Genomic DNA, 21,590 nt, shown 5'->3' on the forward strand with positions numbered 1-21,590 from the left:
AGGCTCGCTCAGACGGCGGCGGTGACCTGGCGGCCCCGGTAGGTGCCGCAGTTCGGGCACGCGATGTGCGGCAGCGTCTTCTCGCCGCAGGCCCGGTTCGGGCAGGTGATGAGGGTGGGCGCCACAGCCTTCCACTGGCTGCGCCGCGACCTGGTGTTGGAACGGGACATCCGGCGCTTCGGAACGGCCACGACTACTTCTCCTCTGTATGCGAGCGTGCCTGGTCGGCAGCACGGTCTGACGGTGGGTGGTCCTCGGGACCGGGCGCGGCATCCGTTCCGGCGCCGCCGGCGGGATCGGAGGCGAACTTCGCCAGTCCGGCCCAGCGAGGGTCAAGTGTCTCATGCCCGTGCCCGGAACCCGCAATCGCCATCCGAACACCGCACTCGGGGCAGAGCCCGGCGCAGTCCGGGGTGCACAGCGGCTGCAGCGGCAGCTCCAGGCCGATGGCGTCGATCACCACCGGCTCCAGGTCGAGCCGGTCGTCGACCATCCGGTAGATCTCGTCCTCCTCGGTGGTCTGCTCGGTGGCGCTGTCCGGGTAGGCGAAGAGCTCGGTGATCGGCAGCTCGACGGAGTCGGTGAACGGCTCCAGGCAGCGCGAGCACTCACCGGCCAGCGGCGCCGAGACGGTGCCGGTGACCAGCACGCCCTCCGAGACGGCCTGCAGCGTGAGGTCGAGGTCGATGTCCGCGCCCTCGGGGATGTGCACCATGTCGAGCCCGATGCGCTCACCGGCGGTGACCTGGCGGTGCAGCTCCCGCATGGTGCCCGGCCTGCGGCCGAGGCTGCGGGTGTCGAGCACGAAGCCGGTGTCGGGCAGCCCGTGCGAAGCCGGGCGACGACGCGACGCGGAACCGGCGGACATCACGAATGCACTCCATTACTGAGGGGGGCTGGGCAACCACCCCACAGTACGCGACGGGCGACTGCGCTGCCCAATCGCGCTCAGCGCCGGTAGTCGGTGACGTACTCCGGGGCCGGGTACTCGGCGGCGTAGTCCGGCGCGTTCCCGGCCTCGGCGCGCAGCTGGTGCCTGCCCCGGACGACGGTGCGCAACGTGCTGTTCAGTGTCTCCTCGAACCCGGCCAGCTTGCCGTCGACGTAGTGGTCGCACTCGTCGCGCATGCGGTCGGACTCGGCGTGCGCGGCGTCGATCACCCGCGCGGACTCGGCGTGCGCGGCGCGCACCACCTCGGTCTGCGCCACCAGCCGGGCCCGCTCGGCCTCGCCGTCGGCGACCGAGCGCTCGTAGGAGGCCTTGCCCGCCTCGATCATCCGCTCGGACTCCACCCTGGCCCGGCCGGTGACCGCGTCGTACTCGGCATTGGCGTCGGCGACCAGGCGCTCCGCCTCGGCTTGGGCGTCGGTCACCAGGTGGTCGGCGTGCGCGTTGGCCTCCGCCACCATCCGGTCGGCGTGCGCCTTGGCCTCGGCGAGGATGCGCTCGGCCTCGGCGCGCGAGGACTCCAGGGTGTCCCGCGCCTGGTCGTCGGCGCCGGTCACGGTGGCCTCGGCGGAGGTGCGGGCATCGGTGACGATCTTGTCCCGGTGGTCGAGCACGTCCTGCGCGTCGTCGAGTTCACCGGGCAGCGCGTCCCGGACGTCGTCCAGCAGCTCCAGCACCTCGCCGCGGGGCACGATGCAGTTGCGGGTCGGCGGGATGCCGCGCGCCTCCTCGACGATCGCCACGAGCTCGTCGAGCGCTTCGAATACGCGATACATGCTTGTCACCCTCCTCGGCACACACTTCGCCCGATGCCAGTCTGCCCGGCCTGTCGCGCTCTACCCGGCTGTCCGGGCGGTGTGTCGAGAGGTTGCGCGGAATCACAGGATTCCCTCAGGAGCAAGTGGAGAGCAAACCTCCGGTTGGTGTAGAATGTCCGGGAGGGTCGACAAGATCTTCGCAAGCGAATCGCAGGCCCCACCCGGAACTCTGCGAGTAGGCAGCCGTCGCGCCAGGCATCCCGCCCACGGGCGGGCAGCGGAACTCCTCCGCACCGCCCGGTACCCGGCTCTCGCGATCGGAACGCGTATGACCGTCCTGCACCCGCGGACCGCGGTGAGGTCCCATCTCACCGCCTTGCTCGCGCCGTGGACGCCGATGGCTGCGGCGCGGCCCTCCGGTCGGAGCCGCGGGCGCGTCCGCGCCGGGCTCGCCGGCCTGCTCACCTACCTGCGCGGTGACCGCGCCCCCGCCCAGCTGGTGCGCTTCGCCATGGTCGGGCTGGCCAGCAATGTCGTGTACGTGGCGCTGTTCCTCGCGCTGCTCGGGTCGGGTTCGCTGCCCGCGAACATGGTCGGCTCGATGGCGAGCACCGTGGTCGCCAACGAGCTGCACCGCAGGCTCACCTTCCGCGCCGCCGACCGGGTCGGCTGGTTCACCGCGCAGTGGGAGGGCGGCGGGCTGGCCGCGGCCGGGCTGCTGATCACCACCGCCGGGCTGGCCGCGCTGGAGGTGGCGGCGCCGGGGCTCGGCGGGCTCGGCCAGGCCGCCGCCGTGCTGGCGATCACCGCGGCGGTCGGCACGCTGCGCTTCCTCGCGCTGCGCGGCTGGGTCTTCTAGGCCTGCTCGGCCAGCCGCGCCAGCAGCGCCTTGTGCACCGCGGGCGGCAGCATGTCGGTGACGTCGCCGCCGAACCGCGCGACCTCCTTGACCAGTGAACTGGAGAGGTAGCTGAAGGCCGGGTTCGTCGCCACGAAGAACGTGTCGACGCCGGAGAGCTTCTTGTTCATCTGCGCCATCTGCAGCTCGTAGCCGAAGTCGCCCGCGTCGCGCAGCCCCTTCACGATGGCGCCGACGCCCTGCTCCCTGGCGAAGTCGACCAGCAGCCCGTACCACGACTCGACCCGCACGTTCGGCAGGTCGGCGGTGGCCTCGCGGAGCAGCTCGATGCGCTCCGGGACGGTGAACATGCCCTGCTTCTTGGGGTTCACCATGACGGTCACGATCACCTCGTCGAACTGCGCCGCCACCCGCCGGAAGACGTCGACGTGTCCGTTCGTCACCGGGTCGAACGAGCCCGGGCACAACGCTCCTGCCATGGTGGGAGACGCTAGCAGCCGGGCGGCGGGTTCAGCTCGGTCGGGCGAACTCGGCCTGCTCCAGGCGGGTTTCGCCGTAGCGGCGCGGCTTCCCGGCGAGAAAGCCGGCCGGCCAGGTGATCTCGGCGCCGCGGGCCGAGCGCTCGACCACGACCAGCGCCTCCGGCGCCAGCCAGCCGCGGGTGAGCGCGGCGAGGTCGGCCTCGACGGCGGCGACGCCGAGGTCGTAGGGCGGGTCGGCGAAGACCAGGTCGAACGGCTCGGCGGGCGGGGTCGCGAGCACGGCGCCGACGCTGCCCGCGCGCAGCTCCGCCCCCGCCAGCCCCAGCTCGGCGATATTGGCCCGGATCACCGCCCCCGCCCTCCGGTCCGACTCCACCAGCAGCGCGACCTCCGCACCGCGCGACAGCGCCTCCAGCCCGAGCGCCCCCGACCCGGCGTACAGGTCGAGCACGCGCAGCCCGTCGAAGTCGAGCCGGGCGGCGAGCGCGCTGAACAGCGCCTCGCGCACCCGATCCGAGGTGGGCCTGGTACCAGCGGGCGGCACCCGGAGCCGCCGCCCGCCCGCCACGCCGGCGACGATCCGCGTCATTCCGCCGCGGACTCCCGCCCCGCGAGCTCGAGCAGCAGGTCGCCGCCCTCCACCTGCTGGACGGTGCTGATCGCGATCCGCGCCACCGTGCCGGGACGCGGGGCGGTGATGGCGGCCTCCATCTTCATGGCCTCGATCGTGCCGATCGTGTCACCCGCCGCCACGGCGTCGCCCTCGGCCACGGTCAACGTGACCACGCCCGCGAACGGCGCCGCCACGTGGCGCGGGTCGTTGCGGTCGGCCTTCTCCGCCGACTTCACCTCACCCGCGATCGAGCGGTCCCGCACCGCCACCGGGCGCAGCTGGCCGTTGAGGATGCACATGACCGTGCGCATCCCGCGCTCGTCCGGCTCGGAGATCGCCTCCAACCCGATGAGCAGGGTGACGCCCTTCTCCAACTGCACCCGGTGCTCCTCACCACGGCGCAGACCGTAGAAGAACTGGTTCGCCGACAGCCCCGAGGTGTCGCCGTAGGTCTCGCGGTGGGACAGGAACTCCGCGGTCGGGCCGGGGAACAGCAGCCGGTTCAGGGTGCCGCGCCGCTCGAGGGAGTCACCGTCGAGTGCCTTGGCGTCCTCGTCCGACAGCGGGGTGACCGGCTTGGGGTCGGTGCGGCCCTCCAACGCCCGGGTGCGGAACGGCTCGGGCCAGCCACCGGCCGGGGTGCCGAGTTCGCCGCGCAGGAACCCGATCACCGAGTCCGGGATGTCGTAGCGGGCCGGGTCGGCGGCGAACTGCTCGGCGTCCACACCCGTGCCGACCAGGGCGAGCGCGAGGTCGCCGACGACCTTCGAGGACGGGGTGACCTTGATCAACCTGCCCAGCATCCGGTCCGCCGCGGCGTAGGTGGCCTCGACCTCCTCGAACCGATCACCCAGCCCGAGCGCGATGGCCTGCTGGCGCAGGTTCGACAGCTGCCCGCCCGGGATCTCGTGGGTGTAGACCCGCCCGGTCGGGGCAGGCAGCCCGGACTCGAACGGCGCGTACACCTTCCGCAGCGCCTCCCAGTACGGCTCCAGATCACACACCGCCTGCAAGTCGAGGCCGGTGTCGTATTCGCTGTGCGCGGCCGCGGCCACGATCGCCGACAACGCGGGCTGGCTGGTCGTGCCCGCCATCGCCGCCGACGCGCCGTCCACGGCATCGGCGCCGGCCTGCCACGCGGCGAGGTAGGTCGCGAGCTGACCACCCGGGGTGTCGTGGGTGTGCACGTGGACCGGCAGGTCGAAGTTGGAGCGCAGCGCGGTCACCAGCTTCGTCGCCGCGGGCGCGCGCAGCAGGCCCGCCATGTCCTTGATCGCCAACACATGCGCACCCGCCTCGACGATCTGCTCGGCCAGACGCAGGTAGTAGTCCAGGGTGTACAGCGTCTCGTTCGGGTTGGCCAGGTCACCGGTGTAGGACAGCGCGACCTCGGCCAGCGCGGTCCCGGTCTCGCGGACCGCGTCGATTGCCGGGCGCATCTGGTCGACGTTGTTGAGCGCGTCGAAGATGCGGAAGATGTCGATTCCGGTCGAGGTCGCCTCGGCGACGAACGCCCGCGTCACCTTCTCCGGATACGGGGTGTAGCCCACGGTGTTGCGGCCACGCAGCAGCATCTGCAGGCAGATGTTCGGGATCGCCTCGCGCAGCGCGGCCAACCGCTCCCACGGATCCTCGTACAGGAACCGCAGCGCCACGTCATAGGTCGCCCCGCCCCAGCACTCCACGGACAGCAGCTCCGGCGTCGAGCGCGCGACGTGCCTGGCCACCCCCAGCAGCCCGTTGGTCCGCACCCGGGTTGCCAGCAGCGACTGGTGCGCGTCGCGGAAGGTGGTGTCGGTGACCCCGACCGCCTTCTGCTCGCGCAGCGCCGCGGCGAACCCCTCCGGCCCGAGCGCCAGCAGCTTCTGCCGCGACCCGTCCGGCGGCGGCGCGTTCAGATCCAGCGCGGGCAGCTTGTCGTGCGGGTACACCCGGGTCGGCCGCTCCCCGTGCGGCTTGTTCACCGTGACATCGGCGAGGTAGTTCAGGATCTTGGTCCCGCGGTCGCCGGATTCCGGCAGCCGCAGCAGCTGCGGCCGCTCGTCGATGAACGACGTGGTGACCCGGCCCGCCTTGAAGTCGGGGTCGTCCAGCACGGCGAAGAGGAACGGGATATTGGTGGTGACGCCACGGATCCGGAACTCCGCCAGCGCCCGCCGCGCCCGCGCCACGGCGAGCTCGAAATCGCGGCCCCGGCAGGTCAGCTTGACCAGCATGGAGTCGAAGTAGGCGCCGATCTCGGCGCCCAGGTTGGCGCCGCCGTCCAGCCGGATGCCCGCGCCGCCCGGGGTGCGGTAGGCGGTGATCCGCCCGGTGTCGGGCCGGAAGCCGTTCGCCGGGTCCTCGGTCGTGATCCGGCACTGCAGCGCCGCACCCCGGATCGCCACCGTGTCCTGGCTCAGCCCGAGATCGGCCAGGGACTCCCCCGCCGCGATCCGCAACTGCGACTGCACCAGGTCCACATCGGTGATCTCCTCGGTCACCGTGTGCTCCACCTGGATCCGCGGGTTCATCTCGATGAAGACGTGGTTGCCGCGCTCGTCCAGCAGGAACTCCACCGTCCCCGCACACGAGTAATCGATCTGTCGCGCGAAAGCGACCGCATCCGCACAGATCCGCTCCCGCAACTCCGGGTCGAGGTTCGGGGCGGGCGCCAGCTCGATCACCTTCTGATGGCGGCGCTGCAGCGAGCAGTCCCGCTCGAACAGGTGCATGACGTTCCCGTGCTGGTCGGCCAGGATCTGCACCTCGATATGGCGCGGGTTCACCACCGCCTGCTCCAGGAACACGGTGGGATCGCCGAACGCCGACTCCGCCTCGCGCGACGCCGCCTCGATCGCCTCCCGCAACCCCTCCGGCTCGGCCACCCGCCGCATCCCACGCCCGCCGCCACCGGCCACCGCCTTGACGAACACCGGGAACTCCAGCTCGGCCGAGGCCGCGACCAGCTCCTCCACATCCGCCGACGGTTCGCTCGACTTCAGCACCGGCAACCCGGCGGCCCTGGCCGCGGCCACCGCGCGGGCCTTGTTCCCCGCCAGCTCCAGCACCTCGGCCGACGGCCCGATGAAGGTGATGCCCTCGGCCGCGCAGGCGGCGGCCAGGTCGGGGTTCTCGGACAGGAAGCCGTAGCCCGGGTAGATGGCGTCCGCGCCCGCGGTCTTGGCGGCGTCGATGACGGCCTCGATCGAGAGGTAGGCCCGCACCGGGTGACCCTGCTCGCCGATCTGGTAGGACTCGTCGGCCTTGAGCCGGTGCACGGAGTTGCGATCCTCGTACGGGAAGACCGCCACCGTCCCGATTCCGAGTTCGTAGGCGGCGCGGAAGGCCCGAATAGCGATCTCACCACGATTGGCGACCAAGACTTTCGAGAACATCGCCCCAACGTACCGAACCCGCCGAACTGGGCAAATACCGATTCCCGTATTCGGAACTTCTTCACAATCGTCCCTCGCAGGGTTGCGAAGTCCCGTTCATACGGATGTCACATGACGGTCCGCGGAGCCCCGGCGCCGAGGGCGCTTCGAGCTGACACCGGTTACAGTGACCACTTCCGGCTCGCGCGCCCCCGCACCGCCCTTCGCACGCTACGCAGCAGCGCAGGGGCATGAAAGACCTTGCGGTATCGAAATTTCTTCGGCAGGCGCCTGCCATAGTGCGATGTTTGCGAAGACAGAGGTCTACCATCTGGCGGGTGCGCAAGATGTACGCGGGCGCCCGGCTGCGGCGGCTGCGCGAGGAACGAAGGATGACCCAGGCGGCGCTGGCGAAGTCGCTGGACCTCTCGCCCAGCTACCTCAACCAGCTGGAGCGGGACCAGCGCCCGCTCACCATTCCGGTGCTGCTCAAGCTGAACTCCACCTTCGACCTGGATGTCCAGTTCTTCGCCACCGACTCGGACGCCAGGCTCGTCTCCGACCTGCACGAGGTGCTGGTCGACGCGGCGGGCGGCGACACCGCGCCGGTCACCGAGGTGGAGGAGCTGGCGACCAGGCTGCCCGAGGTGGCCAGGCTGGTGGTCGGGATGCACCGGCGGCTGCGCGCCGCCACCGACCAGCTGGACCTGCTCTCCTCCCGGATGGACGCGCCCGCCGGGGCGCCGGGCGCGCCCATGCCCTACGAGGACGTGCGCGACTTCTTCTACGACCACCACAACCACATCCCCAGCCTGGACCAGGCCGCCGAGCAGCTCTTCGAGCAGTCCGGGCTGACCGTCGGCTCGCTGGACCGGCAGCTGGCCAGGGTGGCCGAGGACCGGGCGGGCGTGACCGTGCTGGTCCGCGGCGACGGCGCCGACCCGACCATCCCCAAGCGGCAGTACGACCCGGAGAGCCGCACCCTCACCCTGGCCCGTCGGCTCCGGCCCGGGCAGCGCGCCTTCCAGATCGCGACCACGCTCGGCTTCCTGCTGCACAGCAGGGAGATCGACGCGGTGCTCGCCGAGACCCCCGCGCTCACCGGGGAATCGAGGTCGCTGGCGCGGATCGGGCTGGCGCAGTACTTCGCCGGGGCGCTGGTGCTGCCGTACGGCCGCTTCCTGCGCTCGGCCGAGGAGCTGCGCTACGACATCGACCTGCTCGGGCTGCGCTTCGAGGTCGGGTTCGAGACGGTGTGCCACCGGCTCGCCACGCTGCAGCGGCAGGGCAGGCGCGGGGTGCCGTTCTTCTTCGTCCGCACCGACCGGGCGGGCAATATCTCGAAGCGGCAGTCGGCCACCGCGTTCCACTTCTCCCGGGTGGGCGGCTCCTGCCCGCTCTGGGTGGTGCACGAGGCCTTCGCCAACCCCGGGCGGATCCTCACCCAGATCGCCGAGATGCCGGACGGGCGCCGCTACCTGTGGATCGCCCGCACCGCCGCGCCCAACCCGCGCGGGTACGGCGCGCCCGCCAAGGACTTCGCGGTGGCGCTCGGCTGCGACCTGGAGCACGCGGACCGCACGGTGTACTCGCGCGGCCTGCGGCTGGACGACCCGGGCGCCGCGGTGCCGATCGGCGCCGGGTGCAAGGTGTGCGACCGCCCCGCCTGCACCCAGCGCGCGTTCCCGCAGATCGGCGCTCCGCTCGCGCTCCCGGAGCATGTCAGCACCGACCTGCCCTACCCCCGGCTCGGCAGGGGGTAGACAGACGCGCCCGCGCGGCGCAGGGAGCCCGCCGTACGCACTCCGGCCAGGGCCGCACCGGCGCGGTGCGGACATCCATCCGAGCCGCGGCAGCGATCCGGCGCGGGGCGTCAGGATTTCGCCAGATATTCCAGGCGCTCGCCGTCGACGGCGGCGCGCATCATCGCCGCGAGGCCGGGGTGCGCCTCGAGCCCGGGGTCCTCCTCCACCACCGTGCGCGCGAAATCCTTGGCGGCGCTGATGGTCTCCAGGTCGTCGAGGAGCGAGAGCAGCCGCAGCGAGCGGGCGGTGCCGCTCTGCGCCGAGCCCAGCACATCGCCCTCGCGGCGCTGCTTCAGGTCGAGCACCGCCAGCTCGAAGCCGTCGGTGGTGGCGGCCACCGCCTCCAGCCGGGCCATGGCCGTCCCGCCCGGCGCGGCGTCGGTGACCAGCAGGCACAGGCTCGCGTGCGCACCGCGGCCGATCCGCCCGCGCAGCTGGTGCAGCTGGCTGACGCCGAAGCGGTCGGCGTCCAGGATCACCATGACGGTGGCGTTCGGCACGTCGACGCCGACCTCGACCACGGTGGTGCAGACCAGCACGTCCACGTCGCCCGCGTTGAACGCCCGCATCACCTCGTCCTTCTCGTCCGCGGGCAGCCTGCCGTGCAGCAGCCCGACCCGGAGCCCCGCCAGCGCCCCGGCGCGCAGCTCCTCGTACACGTCGAGCACCGCCATCGTGTTCGGCGGCTCCTTCTCGGCCTGCTTGTTCTTCTTCGGCTTCGCGGAGTTCTTCCCGCCCTCGTCCCGCCCGTCGTCGTCCCCGATCCGCGAGCACACGACGTACGCCTGCCGCCCGGCCCGCACCTCCTCGGTGATCCGCTCCCAGGCCCGGTCCACCCAGCCGGGGTGGAGCCTGCGCGGCACCACCCTGGACGCGATCGGCGAGCGGCCGCGCGGCAGCTCGGTGAGCGTCGAGGTCTCCAGGTCGCCGAGCGTGGTCATGGCGATGGTGCGCGGGATCGGCGTCGCGGTCATCACCAGCAGGTGCGGGCTGGTGCCGCCCGCGGCCTTGGCGCGCAGCGCGTCCCGCTGCTCGACGCCGAAGCGGTGCTGCTCGTCCACCACCACCATGCCGAGGTCGAAGAACTCCACCGCGTCCTGGATCAGCGCGTGCGTGCCGATCACGATCCCGGCCTCGCCGGTCACCGCGGCCAGCAGCGCCGCCTTGCGCGCCGCGGCGGGCATCGAGCCGGTGAGCAGCACCACGCGGGTGGCGTGCTCGGCGGCGCCCAGCTCGCCGGCGGCCGCGAGCTCGCCGAGCATGCCGCGCAGCGAGCGGTGGTGCTGCGCGGCGAGCACCTCGGTCGGGGCGAGCAGCGCGCACTGCTTGCCCGCGTCCACCACCTGCAGCATGGCGTGCAGCGCGACGATGGTCTTGCCGGAGCCGACCTCGCCCTGCAGCAGCCGGTGCGTGGGGCGCTCCCGGCTCAGGTCGGCGGAGATCTCGTCGATGACCTGCCGCTGCCCGGCGGTCAGCTCGAAGGGCAGCTTCGCGGCGAAGGCGGCGGCGATGCCGTCCCGGCGCGGCGGGCACGGGTGCGCGGTGCGGCCCTCGACCTCGTGCCTGCGCTCGGCCAGCACCAGCTGCAGCGCCAGCGCCTCGTCGAAGCGCAGCCGGTCCCTGGCGCGGTCGATGTCGGTGCGGTGCTCGGGCAGGTGGATCAGCCGCAGCGCCTCCGTGACCTCGAGCAGGCCGCGCTCCGCGCGCACCGGCTCCGGCAGCGGGTCGTCCAGCGGGTCGAGCTGCGCCAGCACCTGCCGGACGCAGGCGAGCAGGTCCCAGCTCTGCACCTTCGCGGTCGCCGGGTAGACCGGGACGAACTCGCGCTCGAAGAACGCGGTGTCGACGCCGTCCGCGCCCTGCGCGCTGCGCGCCAGCCCGGCCAGGTCGCCCGCGCCGCGCACGCTGGTCAGCGTGGCGGGCTCGTCCTCCTCCGGCAGGATCAGGTAGCCGGGGTGGTTCAGGTTCCACTGGCCGGGCCGCCAGTAGCTGACGGTGCCCGACATCATCGCCCGCACCCCCTGCTTCACCACGTACTTGACCTTGTCGCCGTTGAAGAAGGTGACGTCCACCGGGCGGCCGGAGCCGGTGTCAAGCGCGACCTTGAGCAGCGAGCCGCGGCGGTTGCGCATGGGCCGCAGCTCGGCCTTGGTGATCCGGCCGATCACGGTGACGTGCGCGCCGTCCTCCGGCTCCTCCGCGGTGAGCGGCTGGCCCTGGGTGGCGTAGCGCAGCGGGTAGTGCCGCAGCAGGTCCTCCGCCGTGTGCATGTCGAAGGCGTCGGCCAGCGAATCCGCCGCCTTGCGGCCGAGCAGGTGGTCGAGCCGATCGCCGAGTGTCGCCATTGTCTACTCCACACCTATCTGCACCAGGTCCTCCGGCTGCCCGCCGGTGTAGACCGCAACCTCGATTCCGGAGAATCGCTCCTCGATGTGCCGGGCCAGCTCCTCGGCCAGCCCCGGCGGTGCCGCCGCACCCATGAGCAGCGTGACCAGCTCGCCGCCGAAGGCGAGCATCCGGTCCAGCAGCACGGTCCCGGCGGTCGCCGGGTCGCGCTCGATCACCACCACGTCCAGCCCGGCCAGGCCGAGCCCCTCGCCCGGCTCGCAGGTGCCGACCATGGTGAGCGCGCGCTGCCCGGCCACCCGCACCGCGCCCCAGCGGGTGCCCGCGGCGGCCTCGGACATGGCGAAGGCGTCGTCGACCGCGATCCGGCCGCGGTCGTGCACCGCCAGCGCGGCCATGCCCTGCACCATGGAGCCGCTCGGCAGCAGCAGCACGTCGCGGTCGGCGTCGCGGGCGGCGATGCCGACGGCGACCAGTTCGTGCGCGGGCAGCGCGCCGTTCGGCAGCACCAGCACCTCGCGGTTCGGCATCCGGCGGATGGCGCCCAGCAGCTCGCTCGCGGTGACCGTTCCCTCGCCACCGGGCAGCACCACCGCGCCCGCGGTGCGGAAGAGCGCGGCGGCGCCGTCGCCCGCGGCGACCGCAAGGATGCCGCGGTCGGCGGGGCCGCTGGTGCGCACCGGGGCGTGCGTGCCCACCGCGGTGATGACGAAGCTCTCGATCCGGATGTCGCGGACCGTGCCCGCGGCCATGCCCGCCTCCACCGCCGCGCCCGCGTCGGCGCAGTGCACGTGCGCGGACCAGGTCTGCGCGCCGTCGCCGACCACGACCACGGAGTCGCCCAGCTCGCCGAGCCGGTCCCGCAGCTGCTTCACCCTGGTCTCGTCGGTTCCGGTCAGCAGGTACATGACCTCGAAGCAGGGCGCGTGGCGCACGGGGGCCGCGTCCCCGGCCGCCGCAGTGGCGGCACCGATTCCCGCGCCGGACGCAGTGCCCACCCCCGCGCCGGGTACAGCGCTGGTCCCGGTGCCGGGCACAGCGCTGGTCCCGGGGCGCGGCACAGCGCTGGTCCCGGTGCCGGGCACGGCGCTAATTCCGGTGCCGGGCACGGCGCTGGGCGCGGCGTCGGGCACGGTGCTGGGCCCGGCGTCGAGCCTGCCGGCGGATGGGACATCGATCACGGCGCCGGAGGTGGCGGGCCGCGTGGGGGCGGGGCGGTAGTCCCGGCGGTGCGGGGCGGCGCCACCGGTCACCTCGACCAGGGCGTCCAGCAGGACCAGCAGCCCGCGGGCGCCCGCGTCGACCACCCCCGCCGCGCGCAGCACCCCGAGCTGGTCGGGGGTGTGGCCGAGCGCATCGGCCGCCCCCTCGGCCGCCGCGAGCGCGACCGCGACCGGCGTGTGCTCGGCGCACGTCGCCGCCGCCACCGCCGCCGCGTCGAGCACGGTGAGGATGGTCCCCTCGACCGGCGTGCTCAGCGACTCCCGCACCAGCGCCGCCGCCCTGGCCAGCGCGGCCCGCAGCACCCCGGCGTCCACCGGCACCGGCCGCTCGCCCTCGGGGCGGACCGCGTCCGCGATCCCGCGCAGCACCTGGGACAGGATGATCCCGGAGTTCCCGCGCGCCCCCGCGGTGGCGCCCCTGGCCATGGCCGCCGCGACCGCGTGCACATCGGTGCCGGTCACGCCGCCCGCGGCCACCATCGCGGCCCGCATGGTGGCGAGCAGGTTGGTCCCGGTGTCGGCATCGGCGATCGGAAAGACGTTGAGCGCGTTGATCTCCGAGCGGGTACGCTCCAGACCGGCGAGGCAGAGCCTGCCCCAGCGCAGCAGCGCGGTACCGTCCATTCCGTCCCGCACTCCGGGCACCAGCCACCCTCTCCGTCGTCCGTGGACCCCCACCCCGCCGCCGCACGCCAGGTTAGCGGGCGCCCCGGCACCCGCGGGACCCGGTTTGGTGGATCACCGGGCCTCCCGATACCCTTGCAGGGTTGCCTCGCGCGGCCACCTCGTCACTTGACATTGGACGAATGGTTCGCGCAGGCCGGTACCCCCGGTCCGGCGAGGCAGTAAGTACACGGTTTCCGGATGTCCCGCACTCCTCGCGGGCGTCCCCACATGACATGAAGGAGCTCGCGACTATGGCTGCCGTCTGCGACGTCTGCGCCAAGGGCCCCGGCTTCGGGAAGTCGGTCTCGCACTCGCACCGGCGCACGAACCGTCGCTGGAACCCGAACATTCAGACCGTTCGGGCGCAGGTGGCGCCGGGCAACACCCGGCGGATGAACGTCTGCACCTCCTGCCTCAAGGCGGGCAAGGTCGTTCGCGGCTGAGTCCGTCCCGGCCGAACCGGACATCGCGCCCCGGCACCCACTGGGTGACCCGGGGCGCAGTCGTCGGTACCCCCGGTGAGGATCGCCCGGATGGCGCCCGATCACGCCCAGGCGGTCGCGGACTGCCACGTGCGCTGCTGGCGCGAGGCGCACGCCGACATCCTGCCGCCGCACCTGCTCGACGCGCTGCGCACCGGCCGCGGGGCGGACCGCTGGCGCCGGGTGGCGGGCGACCCGCGCATCGAGAGCAGGGTGGCGCTGCCCGCCGACGGTAGCCCCGACGTGCTCGGCTTCGCCTCCGTCGGCCCGGCCCGCGATGCCGCCGCGCCCGCCGCGCTGGAGCTGCACGCCCTCTACGTGCGGGCCGCCGAGCACGGCACCGGGCTGGCCGACGCGCTGCTCGGCAGCGCCCTGCCCGCCGACTCCCCCTGCGTCCTCTGGGTGCTCGAGGCGAACCCGCGGGCACACGCCTTCTACCGGCGGCACGGCTTCCGCGCCGACGGGGCGCGCGGCCTCGATCCCTTCGCCTTGCTACCGACCCTGCGCATGGCGCGCGGCGCGCTCGCATAGGGTGCCAATCATGTCTTCCGAGTATGTGGAAACCGTCGACGGCGTCCTGCAGATCACCATTGCCACCTCCGCGAACGGGACTTCCCTCGATTTCACGGGCGTCAACGCAGGCAGCGCCGCCCTGCGCGACCTTGGCTCCGACATCGGCGCGGTGCTGCTGCACGGCACCGGCGCCAACTTCTGCGCGGGCGGTGACGTGCGCGGTTTCGCCGCCGCCGAGGATCGCGGCGCGCACATCCGCGGCCTCGCCACCGACCTGCACGAGTTCGTCCGGCTGCTGGACGCCGCGCCGGTGCCGGTCGTCGCCGCGGTGCACGGCTGGGCCGCAGGCGCGGGCATGAGCCTGGTGCTCGCCGCCGACATCGCGCTCGGCGGGCCGAAGACGAAGCTGCGCCCCGCGTACCCGGGAATCGGGCTCTCGCCGGACGGCGGCATGTCCTGGACGCTGCCGCGGCTGGTCGGCGCGGGCCGGGCCCGCGAGATCCTGCTCACCGACGCGGTGCTCAGCGCCGACGAGGCGGTGCGCATCGGCATCCTCAGCAGGCTGGTCCCGGACGAGGAGGTCCAGCCCGAGGCGCTGCGCCTTGCCCGCACCCTGGCCGCGGGCCCGCGCTCGGCCTACGCCACCATCAAGACGCTGCTCCTGAACTCGCGCACCGCGACCCTCAGCGACCAGCTCGACAGCGAAACCGAAGCCATCGCCGCCTCCGCCAACAGCCCTACCGGTCGCGAAGGCGTAGACGCCTTCGTCGAGAAGCGCCGCCCGACCTTCTCCTAAGAGGTCGCGACTAGCGGGCGATGCTCGCGACGAAGCTCGCTACCTCGTCCGTGAAGGCGTCGTTGTCGTCGCCCGCGGCGGTGTGGGCGGCGTCGCCGATCTCGGCCATGGTGGCGTGCGGGACGAGGGCGAGGAAGTCGGCGGCGCCCTCCTTGCTGACGACGTCGGACTGCCCACCGCGCACCAGCAGCACCGGGATGGTGACGGCGCGCGCTGCGGCCTCCATCTGGTCGGTCATGTCGAGCGCGTCCTCGACCCGCCCGGACATCATGGCCGGGTCCCAGTGCCAGTACCAGCGGTCGCCGCGCTGGCGCAGGTTGCGCAGCAGCCCCTCGGCGCTGCGCGGGCGCGGGCGGTGCGGCAGGTAGGCGGCGACGGCGTCGGCCGCCTCGTCCAGGGTGGCGAAGCCGTCGCCGTGCTTGCCGAGGAAGTCGATGACCCGGCCGACCCCCTCCGGCTCCGGCCGCACCACGATGTCGACCAGGACCAGCGCCCGGATCAGCTCGGCGCCGGGCGCGGCGGTGGCGAGCAGCCCGGTGATCCCGCCCATGCTCGCCCCGACCACGACGGCGGGGGTGCCGAGTTCGCGCAGCACCGAGTGCAGGTCCTCGACCATCCGGTGCCTGCTGTAGTCGCCGTCCGGCGCCCATTCGCTGTCGCCGTGCCCGCGGGCGTCCAGGGTCAGCACCCGCAGCCCGGCGGCGGCGAGCCGCACGCCGGTGCGCTTCCAGGAGTGCCTGGTCTGACCGCCGCCGTGCAGGAAGACCACCAGCGGGCCGTCGGCGGGGCCGAACAGGTCGCCCGCCAGCTCGACGCCTGCTCCCGGCAGCCGCACGGTGGTCGGCGCCGTGATGTCGTTCGCAGTACTCACGAAATGCAGAATGGCACAGGTTCCAGGCGGAACCTGTGCCATCCGGCGAAAACGATCGTCAGCAGTCCAGCCGCATGGCGCTGAAGGTGCGCTGGAAGAGGCAGGCGACCTTGGCGTTCACCGACGAGGAGATCGTCGAGGAACCGGTCGAGGTGAACTCCTCGCCGATCGGCGCCGGTGCGGCCTCGACGACCGCGGGCTCGTAGGGCTCCAGCGGGATCGGCGCGGCGCTGGCGGTCGCGGCGCCGCCGGTCACGGCGGCGGCGACGGCGAAGGCGGCCGCCGCTCCGCGCCAGGCGCGGACGGGGGGTCGGGTCATGCGGGTACTCCTCACTCGGTTGTGCACGCGCGTGATCTCGCTCGCACGTCGGTTTTCCTTCCGGCGCCGCTCAGGGCAGGCGCCAGTCCACCGGCTCCGCACCGAGTTCGTCGAGCAGTTCGTTGACGCGCGAGAACGGGCGGGAACCGAAAAAGCCGCGGGACGCCGAGAGCGGCGACGGGTGCGCGGATTCGATGCAGGGCACCTCGCCCTGGGCCAGCAGCGGTTTCAGCGACGCCGCGTCCTTGCCCCAGAGGATCGCCACCAGTGGCTCGTCGCGGCCGACGAGCGCGCGGATGGCCTGCTCGGTGACGGCCTCCCAGCCCTTGCCGCGGTGCGAGGCCGGCTGGCCCGGCCCCACGGTGAGCACCCTGTTCAGCATGAGCACGCCCTGGTCGGACCAGGGGCTGAGATCGCCGCAGGACGGCGTCTCGAAGCCGAGGTCCTTGGTGTACTCGGCGAAGATGTTGGCGAGGCTGCGCGGGACCGGCTTGACGTCCGGCGCGACCGAGAAGCTGAGCCCCATGGCATGGCCGGGGGTCGGGTACGGGTCCTGCCCCACGATCAGCACGCGCACCGCGTCGAACGGGCGCTGGAAGGCGCGGAGCACGTTCTCCCCGGCCGGGAGGTAGCCGCGGCCCGCCGCGTTCTCCGCGCGCAGGAACTCACCCATGTCACTGATCCGGCCCTCGACCGGGGCCAGAGCCTGTGCCCAGCCCGGATCGATGATGTCCGCCAACGGTTTCGCCACGGCCCACAACCTATCGCGGATCACCGACAGGCGGCGACTCCGCCCCGGAGAACGATTCCCAGCCGCCGGGGCCGTCGTGCCCGGCGCCGTCCACGGTGACGCCGCTGCCTGCGGTGACGCGGCCGATGGCGCGCCAGCCCGGGGGGAGTTCGGTGCCCGCGGGCCAGGTCGCGACGAAGGCGTGATCCTCGCCGCCGGACAGGATCCATTGCGCGGCATCGTGTTCCAGAGCGGTTGCCAGTTCGGTGAGAGCAGGGTCGGCGAGGGCGGCGGAGTCGAGGTCGACGGCGACGCCGGAGGCATCGGCGATGTGCCCGAGGTCGGCGAGCAGGCCGTCGGAGACGTCGGCCATGGCGGACGGGCGCGCGACGGCGTCGAGCACCGCGGCGTACGGGGGCCGCGGGACGCGGTGCGCGGCGAGCGCCTCGGCCAGGAGCGCGTCGACCCGCGCGGAGTCGGCAGTACTCGCCTCCGGCACACCGACGGCGGCGCCCGCCTCGGACGCATGCACGGCAACGCCCGCCACACCGGCTGCGGCACCCGCCTCCGGCACACCCGCCTCGGTGCTCGGCGGTGCGCCCTCGGAACCCGCCCGCCCGGCCCGTACCCCGGCCAGCAGGGCGGCCAACCCGGCCCCTGACCACCCCGGCCGCCCGGCCACCGCCACCACATCCCCGACCCGCGCGCCGGAGCGCAGGACCGGCGCCCGACCCCCGAGGTCGCCGAAGGCGGTCACCGAGATCACCAGCTCCGGGCTGCGCACCAGATCGCCCCCGGCGATGGAGGCGCCGCAGGCGCGCCCCGCCTCGGCCCACATCCCGGCGGCGAGGCCGTCGATCACCGCGACCGGCGTCTCACCGGGGCAGCCGAGCGCGACGACGAAGGCGGTCGGCACGGCGCCCATCGCCACCACGTCGGCGGCGTTCTGCGCGATCGCCTTGCGGCCGATCTCCTCGGGCGCGGACCAGTCGAGCCGGAAGTGCCGGTCCTGCACCAGCATGTCGGTGGTCACCACCAGGCGGCCGTCCGGCGCGGCGAGCACGGCGGCATCGTCGCCGGGGCCGAGCAGCACGCCCGACGCCTGGGCGCGGCCCGCGTTCATCCGCGCGATGAGCGCGAACTCCCCCAGCTCGCGCACGGTACGTCGGCTGTCGTCGGCGCCGATGGCCCCTCCTCGCTGTGCCTGCCGGAAACGCCCCGACGGTACCCTGGGCGGGCCCGCGCACCCCGCGCCGGGCCGGAGGACCAGAAGGGAGCGGTGGGCATGGCCGCCGACGCGCCGGATCGGAACGAGGGCGAGGACGAGGCAGCCACGCCGCAGCCGGTCGCCCGCCCCTACCCCCCGGCCCTGATCGCCACCGCCGTGGCGCTCCCGGTGACGCTGATCGTCGGCATCCTGGTCGCCGCCTTCATCGCCGCCCGCGCCCCGGTCGAGCGGGAACCGCTCGCCATCGGCCCGGTCCCGGCCCCGCAGGCCGAAGGCCCCGAATGCACCGCGCTGCTCACCGCGCTCCCCGCCGACCTCGCCGACTACCGCCGCGCCGAGCTGGTCGACCCGGTCCCGCCGGGCACCCGCGCCTGGCAGCGCGAGGACCCGGCCACGGAGCCGATCGTGCTGCGCTGCGGCCTCGACCGCCCGCTGGAGTTCAACCGCGCCTCCCCGCTGCAGGTCGTGAACCGCGTGCAGTGGTTCGAGATCCGCGACCCGGCGGCGTCGGGCAGCACCTGGTTCGCGGTGGACCGCGGCACCTACATCGGCTTCACGGTGCCGGACGGCTCCGGCCCGACTCCGCTGCAGGCGGTCTCGGACGCGATCACCGCCACCATGCCGGAGCGCCCGCTCGACCCGAACCCGCTGCCGAACTAGCGCAGCCCGGTCCCGCGCGCCAGCGCCGTCTCGATCAGCGTCGACACAAGCGCCGGGTACTCCACCCCGGTCGCCTCCCACATCCGCGGGTACATGGAGATGGCGGTGAAGCCGGGCATGGTGTTGATCTCGTTGATCACCGGCCCGCGCTCGGTGACGAAGAAGTCGACCCTGGCCAGCCCGGTGCAGTCCAGTGCGCGGAAGGCGCGCACCGCGAGCTCGCCGATCTCGGCGGCGACGTCGTCGTTCAGCTTGGCCGGGACGTCGAATTCGCAGACCTCGTCGAGGTACTTGGTCTCGAAGTCGTAGAAGTCCGGCGCCGCGGTCTCCGGCATCCTGATCTCCGCGGGCACGCTGGCCGCGACCCGGCCGTCCGGGAACTCCAGCACCCCGCACTCGACCTCGCGGCCGACGATCGCCGCCTCCACGATCACCTTGGGGTCGTGCTCGCGCGCGGTCGCGATCGCCGCGTCCAGCCGGTCCCAGGCGGCGACCCTGGTGATGCCGATCGAGGAGCCGCCGCGCGCGGGCTTGACGAAGACCGGAAGCCCGAGCGCGGTGCGCTGCTCCGCGGTCAGCGTCGGCACGCCGGGGCGCAGCACCACCTGCTCGCCGATCGGCAGGCCATCGGCGGCCAGCAGCTTCTTGGTGAACTCCTTGTCCATCCCCGCCGCGCTGGCCAGCACGCCGGGCCCGACGTAGGGCACGCCCGCGAGCTCGAGCAGCCCCTGCAGCGTGCCGTCCTCGCCCCACGGCCCGTGCAGCACCGGGAAGACCACGTCCACCGCGCCGAGCACCGCGGCCGGGTCGTCCAGCGCCACCAGCGCGCCGGGGCGGCTCGGGTCGGCGGCGAGCGCGAGCGCGGTGCCGGTGCCGTCCACCGCGGGCAGCGCGTCGTGGCTCATGCCGAGCCCGGCCACCTCGGCGCCCGCGAGCACCCAGGTGCCCTCGGTGGTGATGCCGATCGGCACCGCTTCGAAGCGCTCCGGATCGAGGTGGCGCAGCACGCTGCCCGCCGACACGCACGACACCGCGTGCTCGCTGCTGCGCCCGCCGAAGACGACGGCGACCCGAATCCGGTTCGTCATGGGGGGAACGGTACCTGTAAAGGGGGCACGCGCGAGCCGCCCCGTCGCGCACGGGGTGGCGCAGCTCTCACTCCGGCTTGATCCGCCTGCCCAGCAGGTTGCCCACGGCCTCGCGCACCGACAGCCCCTCGTGGCAGACCAGGTTCACCGCGTCGGTGAGCGGCATCTCGACGCCGTGCGCGGCCGCGAGCGCCCGCACCGATCCACAGGACTTGACGCCTTCCGCCACCTGGCCGTGCGTGGCCGCCTGCGCCGCCTCCATCGACCCGCCCGCGCCGAGCACGTGCCCGAAGGAGCGGTTCCTGGAGAGCGGCGAGGTGCAGGTGGCGACCAGGTCGCCGACGCCTGCCAGCCCGGCGAGCGTCACCGGCTCGGCGCCGAGCGCGACCCCGAGCCGGATGATCTCGGCCAGCCCGCGGGTGATCAGGCTGGCCACCGAGTTGTCGCCGAGCCCCATGCCGGAGGCGATGCCGCAGGCCAGCGCGATGACGTTCTTGCAGGCGCCGCCGATCTCGCAGCCGACCACGTCGACGTTGGTGTACGGCCGGAAATAGCCGGTGGCGCAGGACTGCTGCAGCGCGACCGCGCGCGCCTCGTCGCTGCAGGCGATCACCGTCGCGGCCGGTTGACCGGTCGCGATCTCCTTGGCCAGGTTCGGGCCGGAGAGCACCGCGACGCTGCCCGGATCGGCCCCCGTCACCTCGGTGATCACCTGGCTCATCCGCAGCAGGGTGCCGGTCTCGATGCCCTTGGCCAGGCTGAGCAGCGAGGCGTCGTGCTCGTCGAGGGCACGGCGCAGCGCGGGTTTCCAGTGTTCGAGGTTGCCGCGCAGCGACTGCGACGGCACCGCGAGCACCACGATGTCGGCGCCGTCCAGCGCGCGCTCGTGGTCGTCGGTGGCGGCGACGGTGGGCAGCTGCACGTCGGCCAGGTAGAACGGATTGCGGTGCTCGGTGGCGAGCGCCTTCGCCACCTCCGGCCTGCGCGCCCAGATCGTGACCTCGGTCCCGGCGTCGGCCAAGACCTTGGCGTACGCAGTACCCCATGAACCCGCACCCAGTACCGCCGCCCGTGTCATCTGCCCAATATGTCATGGAAGGATCGGGGCCATGCGCCCGCACGCCGTGCACGCCGTGATCGCGGTGAAGAGCCTGGACCGCGCCAAGAGCCGGCTCGCCGATCTGCTGCGCCCCGAGCACCGATCGCGGCTGGTGCTCGCCATGCTCACCGACACCGTGCAGACCGCGCTGGCCACGGCGCCGATCGATTCGGTCACCGTGGTCACGCCGGACGAGGCGGTGGCCGCGCTGGCCCGCGCGCTCGGCGCCACCGCCTTCCCCGACCCGGGCGGGGTGGGCGCCGGGCTCGCCCCGGACGGGCTGAACACCGCGCTCACCGCGGCCGCCGAGGCGGTGCGGCGCACGCACGGCCCGGTCGGGCTGGTGGCGATGCAGGCGGATCTGCCCGCGCTGCGCCCCGCCGAGCTGGCCGAGGCGATCGCGGCCGCGCCGCCCGGCCGCCGCGCGGTGGTCACCGACCACACCGGCGAGGGCACCGCCGCGCTGCTGCAGCTGGACCGATTCGCGCCGCTGGCGCCGCGATTCGGGCCGAGCTCGGCGCTGCGTCACGTGACCGGTGGCGCCTTCCCGCTCGACGGTGACTGGCCGGGGCTGCGGCACGACGTGGACACCGGCGCCGACCTGGACCGCATCTTCGCGCTCGGCGCGGGCCCGGCGACCACTGCTGTCCTGGCCGACATCGGGCGTCCGAGCGCCGTTCACGAGCCCGCCCGCCCGGTGTGCTAGACGGTCGCCACGAACCGGGTGAGACACGCGGCATTCGCCGG

At 73.4% G+C, this 21,590-nt stretch carries 21 protein-coding genes; 7 read left to right on the top strand and 14 right to left on the bottom strand.

Annotated elements, in window-relative coordinates:
* Window positions 1-8: 8 nt before the first annotated feature.
* The 3 genes from rpmF to ACFUUZ_RS01935 form a co-directional block, all read right to left on the bottom strand.
* Window positions 9-191 (bottom strand): 50S ribosomal protein L32, encoded by a 183-nt coding sequence (rpmF, locus tag ACFUUZ_RS01925; protein WP_067658664.1) that lies wholly within the window; start codon window positions 189-191, stop codon window positions 9-11.
* Between the two features lie 2 nt (window positions 192-193).
* A complete protein-coding gene (locus ACFUUZ_RS01930) occupies window positions 194-868 on the bottom strand; it encodes a YceD family protein (RefSeq protein ID WP_378691410.1) in 675 nt (224 codons plus the stop codon).
* An 80-nt stretch (window positions 869-948) separates the two neighbouring features.
* Complete coding sequence (locus ACFUUZ_RS01935) at window positions 949-1,725, bottom strand: DivIVA domain-containing protein (protein WP_378691412.1); 777 nt, start codon at window positions 1,723-1,725, stop codon at window positions 949-951.
* 379 nt (window positions 1,726-2,104) lie between these two features.
* On the opposite strand from ACFUUZ_RS01935, the gene ACFUUZ_RS01940 reads away from it, so the two are divergent.
* On the top strand, window positions 2,105-2,566 hold the full coding sequence (locus tag ACFUUZ_RS01940) for a GtrA family protein (protein WP_378691414.1): 462 nt from the start codon (window positions 2,105-2,107) through the stop codon (window positions 2,564-2,566).
* On the opposite strand, the gene coaD is transcribed toward ACFUUZ_RS01940, so the two are convergent.
* Genes coaD through ACFUUZ_RS01955 form a run of 3 tightly spaced genes read right to left on the bottom strand, consistent with a single transcriptional unit; the run spans window position 2,563 to window position 7,038 of the window.
* Window positions 2,563-3,045 carry a pantetheine-phosphate adenylyltransferase gene (gene coaD, locus ACFUUZ_RS01945; RefSeq protein WP_378691416.1) on the bottom strand — a complete coding sequence of 161 codons (483 nt, stop codon included), beginning with the start codon at window positions 3,043-3,045 and terminating at the stop codon, window positions 2,563-2,565. The two genes, ACFUUZ_RS01940 and coaD, sit on opposite strands and share 4 nt — an antisense overlap.
* Window positions 3,046-3,076: 31 nt before the next feature.
* Window positions 3,077-3,637 carry a 16S rRNA (guanine(966)-N(2))-methyltransferase RsmD gene (gene rsmD / locus ACFUUZ_RS01950; RefSeq protein WP_378691419.1) on the bottom strand — a complete coding sequence of 187 codons (561 nt, stop codon included), beginning with the start codon at window positions 3,635-3,637 and terminating at the stop codon, window positions 3,077-3,079.
* A complete protein-coding gene (locus tag ACFUUZ_RS01955) occupies window positions 3,634-7,038 on the bottom strand; it encodes a pyruvate carboxylase (RefSeq protein ID WP_378691422.1) in 3,405 nt (1,134 codons plus the stop codon). Before ACFUUZ_RS01955 ends, rsmD begins: the two co-directional genes overlap by 4 nt.
* 317 nt (window positions 7,039-7,355) lie before the next feature.
* Between ACFUUZ_RS01955 and ACFUUZ_RS01960 the strand changes: the two genes are divergently transcribed.
* Window positions 7,356-8,780 carry a short-chain fatty acyl-CoA regulator family protein gene (locus ACFUUZ_RS01960; protein WP_378691425.1) on the top strand — a complete coding sequence of 475 codons (1,425 nt, stop codon included), beginning with the start codon at window positions 7,356-7,358 and terminating at the stop codon, window positions 8,778-8,780.
* 110 nt (window positions 8,781-8,890) lie between these two features.
* Here ACFUUZ_RS01960 and recG read toward each other — a convergent pair whose 3' ends face one another.
* Together recG and ACFUUZ_RS01970 are read right to left on the bottom strand one after the other, a co-directional pair.
* Window positions 8,891-11,167 carry an ATP-dependent DNA helicase RecG gene (gene recG / locus ACFUUZ_RS01965; protein WP_378691427.1) on the bottom strand — a complete coding sequence of 759 codons (2,277 nt, stop codon included), beginning with the start codon at window positions 11,165-11,167 and terminating at the stop codon, window positions 8,891-8,893.
* A 3-nt stretch (window positions 11,168-11,170) separates the two neighbouring features.
* Window positions 11,171-13,036 (bottom strand): DAK2 domain-containing protein, encoded by a 1,866-nt coding sequence (locus ACFUUZ_RS01970; RefSeq protein WP_378691429.1) that lies wholly within the window; start codon window positions 13,034-13,036, stop codon window positions 11,171-11,173.
* Window positions 13,037-13,308: 272 nt separating this feature from the next.
* On the opposite strand from ACFUUZ_RS01970, the gene rpmB reads away from it, so the two are divergent.
* The 3 genes from rpmB (at window position 13,309) to ACFUUZ_RS01985 (ending at window position 14,848) form a co-directional block, all read left to right on the top strand.
* Window positions 13,309-13,500 (top strand): 50S ribosomal protein L28, encoded by a 192-nt coding sequence (gene rpmB / locus ACFUUZ_RS01975; protein WP_011210730.1) that lies wholly within the window; start codon window positions 13,309-13,311, stop codon window positions 13,498-13,500.
* A gap of 90 nt (window positions 13,501-13,590) precedes the next feature.
* Entirely contained in the window at window positions 13,591-14,070 is a 480-nt protein-coding gene (locus ACFUUZ_RS01980; protein WP_378691432.1) for a GNAT family N-acetyltransferase, read from the top strand.
* Between the two features lie 10 nt (window positions 14,071-14,080).
* The gene (locus ACFUUZ_RS01985; protein ID WP_378691435.1) at window positions 14,081-14,848 is read left to right on the top strand and encodes an enoyl-CoA hydratase/isomerase family protein; all 768 of its coding nucleotides are present in this window, start codon (window positions 14,081-14,083) and stop codon (window positions 14,846-14,848) included.
* Between the two features lie 10 nt (window positions 14,849-14,858).
* On the opposite strand, the gene ACFUUZ_RS01990 is transcribed toward ACFUUZ_RS01985, so the two are convergent.
* The 4 genes from ACFUUZ_RS01990 to ACFUUZ_RS02005 all read right to left on the bottom strand — a co-directional run bounded on the left by ACFUUZ_RS01990 (window position 14,859) and on the right by ACFUUZ_RS02005 (window position 17,927).
* A complete protein-coding gene (locus ACFUUZ_RS01990) occupies window positions 14,859-15,719 on the bottom strand; it encodes an alpha/beta fold hydrolase (RefSeq protein WP_378691438.1) in 861 nt (286 codons plus the stop codon).
* Window positions 15,720-15,777: 58 nt separating this feature from the next.
* Window positions 15,778-16,038 (bottom strand): hypothetical protein, encoded by a 261-nt coding sequence (locus ACFUUZ_RS01995; protein ID WP_378691441.1) that lies wholly within the window; start codon window positions 16,036-16,038, stop codon window positions 15,778-15,780.
* Between the two features lie 70 nt (window positions 16,039-16,108).
* On the bottom strand, window positions 16,109-16,789 hold the full coding sequence (locus ACFUUZ_RS02000; protein ID WP_378691444.1) for a uracil-DNA glycosylase: 681 nt from the start codon (window positions 16,787-16,789) through the stop codon (window positions 16,109-16,111).
* A 10-nt stretch (window positions 16,790-16,799) separates the two neighbouring features.
* The gene (locus ACFUUZ_RS02005; protein WP_378691447.1) at window positions 16,800-17,927 is read right to left on the bottom strand and encodes a thiamine-monophosphate kinase; all 1,128 of its coding nucleotides are present in this window, start codon (window positions 17,925-17,927) and stop codon (window positions 16,800-16,802) included.
* A gap of 126 nt (window positions 17,928-18,053) precedes the next feature.
* On the opposite strand from ACFUUZ_RS02005, the gene ACFUUZ_RS02010 reads away from it, so the two are divergent.
* Window positions 18,054-18,656, top strand: coding sequence for a DUF3515 domain-containing protein (locus ACFUUZ_RS02010; RefSeq protein ID WP_378691450.1), 603 nt, complete (start codon window positions 18,054-18,056; stop codon window positions 18,654-18,656).
* On the opposite strand, the gene ACFUUZ_RS02015 is transcribed toward ACFUUZ_RS02010, so the two are convergent.
* Entirely contained in the window at window positions 18,653-19,744 is a 1,092-nt protein-coding gene (locus ACFUUZ_RS02015; protein ID WP_378691453.1) for a D-alanine--D-alanine ligase family protein, read from the bottom strand. The two genes, ACFUUZ_RS02010 and ACFUUZ_RS02015, sit on opposite strands and share 4 nt — an antisense overlap.
* A gap of 67 nt (window positions 19,745-19,811) precedes the next feature.
* On the bottom strand, window positions 19,812-20,822 hold the full coding sequence (locus ACFUUZ_RS02020) for an NAD(P)H-dependent glycerol-3-phosphate dehydrogenase (RefSeq protein WP_378691455.1): 1,011 nt from the start codon (window positions 20,820-20,822) through the stop codon (window positions 19,812-19,814).
* Between the two features lie 31 nt (window positions 20,823-20,853).
* On the opposite strand from ACFUUZ_RS02020, the gene cofC reads away from it, so the two are divergent.
* The gene (gene cofC, locus ACFUUZ_RS02025; protein WP_378691458.1) at window positions 20,854-21,549 is read left to right on the top strand and encodes a 2-phospho-L-lactate guanylyltransferase; all 696 of its coding nucleotides are present in this window, start codon (window positions 20,854-20,856) and stop codon (window positions 21,547-21,549) included.
* Window positions 21,550-21,590 lie beyond the last annotated feature (41 nt).

The organism is Nocardia sp. NPDC057353, from assembly GCF_042667085.1.
In the GTDB taxonomy this organism is placed as follows: Bacteria; Actinomycetota; Actinomycetes; order Mycobacteriales; family Mycobacteriaceae; genus Nocardia.

What these genes read in the sequence shown, in the direction of transcription:
- ACFUUZ_RS01930 (WP_378691410.1), bottom strand. Translation starts at nt 868, where the DNA reads ATGTCCGCCGGTTCCGCGTCGCGTCGTCGCCCGGCTTCGCACGGGCTG.
- ACFUUZ_RS01935 (WP_378691412.1), bottom strand. Translation starts at nt 1,725, where the DNA reads ATGTATCGCGTATTCGAAGCGCTCGACGAGCTCGTGGCGATCGTCGAG.
- ACFUUZ_RS01940 (WP_378691414.1), top strand. Translation starts at nt 2,105, where the DNA reads ATGGCTGCGGCGCGGCCCTCCGGTCGGAGCCGCGGGCGCGTCCGCGCC.
- coaD (WP_378691416.1), bottom strand. Translation starts at nt 3,045, where the DNA reads ATGGCAGGAGCGTTGTGCCCGGGCTCGTTCGACCCGGTGACGAACGGA.
- rsmD (WP_378691419.1), bottom strand. Translation starts at nt 3,637, where the DNA reads ATGACGCGGATCGTCGCCGGCGTGGCGGGCGGGCGGCGGCTCCGGGTG.
- ACFUUZ_RS01955 (WP_378691422.1), bottom strand. Translation starts at nt 7,038, where the DNA reads ATGTTCTCGAAAGTCTTGGTCGCCAATCGTGGTGAGATCGCTATTCGG.
- recG (WP_378691427.1), bottom strand. Translation starts at nt 11,167, where the DNA reads ATGGCGACACTCGGCGATCGGCTCGACCACCTGCTCGGCCGCAAGGCG.
- rpmB (WP_011210730.1), top strand. Translation starts at nt 13,309, where the DNA reads ATGGCTGCCGTCTGCGACGTCTGCGCCAAGGGCCCCGGCTTCGGGAAG.
- ACFUUZ_RS01980 (WP_378691432.1), top strand. Translation starts at nt 13,591, where the DNA reads ATGGCGCCCGATCACGCCCAGGCGGTCGCGGACTGCCACGTGCGCTGC.
- ACFUUZ_RS01985 (WP_378691435.1), top strand. Translation starts at nt 14,081, where the DNA reads ATGTCTTCCGAGTATGTGGAAACCGTCGACGGCGTCCTGCAGATCACC.
- ACFUUZ_RS01995 (WP_378691441.1), bottom strand. Translation starts at nt 16,038, where the DNA reads ATGACCCGACCCCCCGTCCGCGCCTGGCGCGGAGCGGCGGCCGCCTTC.
- ACFUUZ_RS02010 (WP_378691450.1), top strand. Translation starts at nt 18,054, where the DNA reads ATGGCCGCCGACGCGCCGGATCGGAACGAGGGCGAGGACGAGGCAGCC.
- ACFUUZ_RS02015 (WP_378691453.1), bottom strand. Translation starts at nt 19,744, where the DNA reads ATGACGAACCGGATTCGGGTCGCCGTCGTCTTCGGCGGGCGCAGCAGC.
- ACFUUZ_RS02020 (WP_378691455.1), bottom strand. Translation starts at nt 20,822, where the DNA reads ATGACACGGGCGGCGGTACTGGGTGCGGGTTCATGGGGTACTGCGTAC.
- cofC (WP_378691458.1), top strand. Translation starts at nt 20,854, where the DNA reads ATGCGCCCGCACGCCGTGCACGCCGTGATCGCGGTGAAGAGCCTGGAC.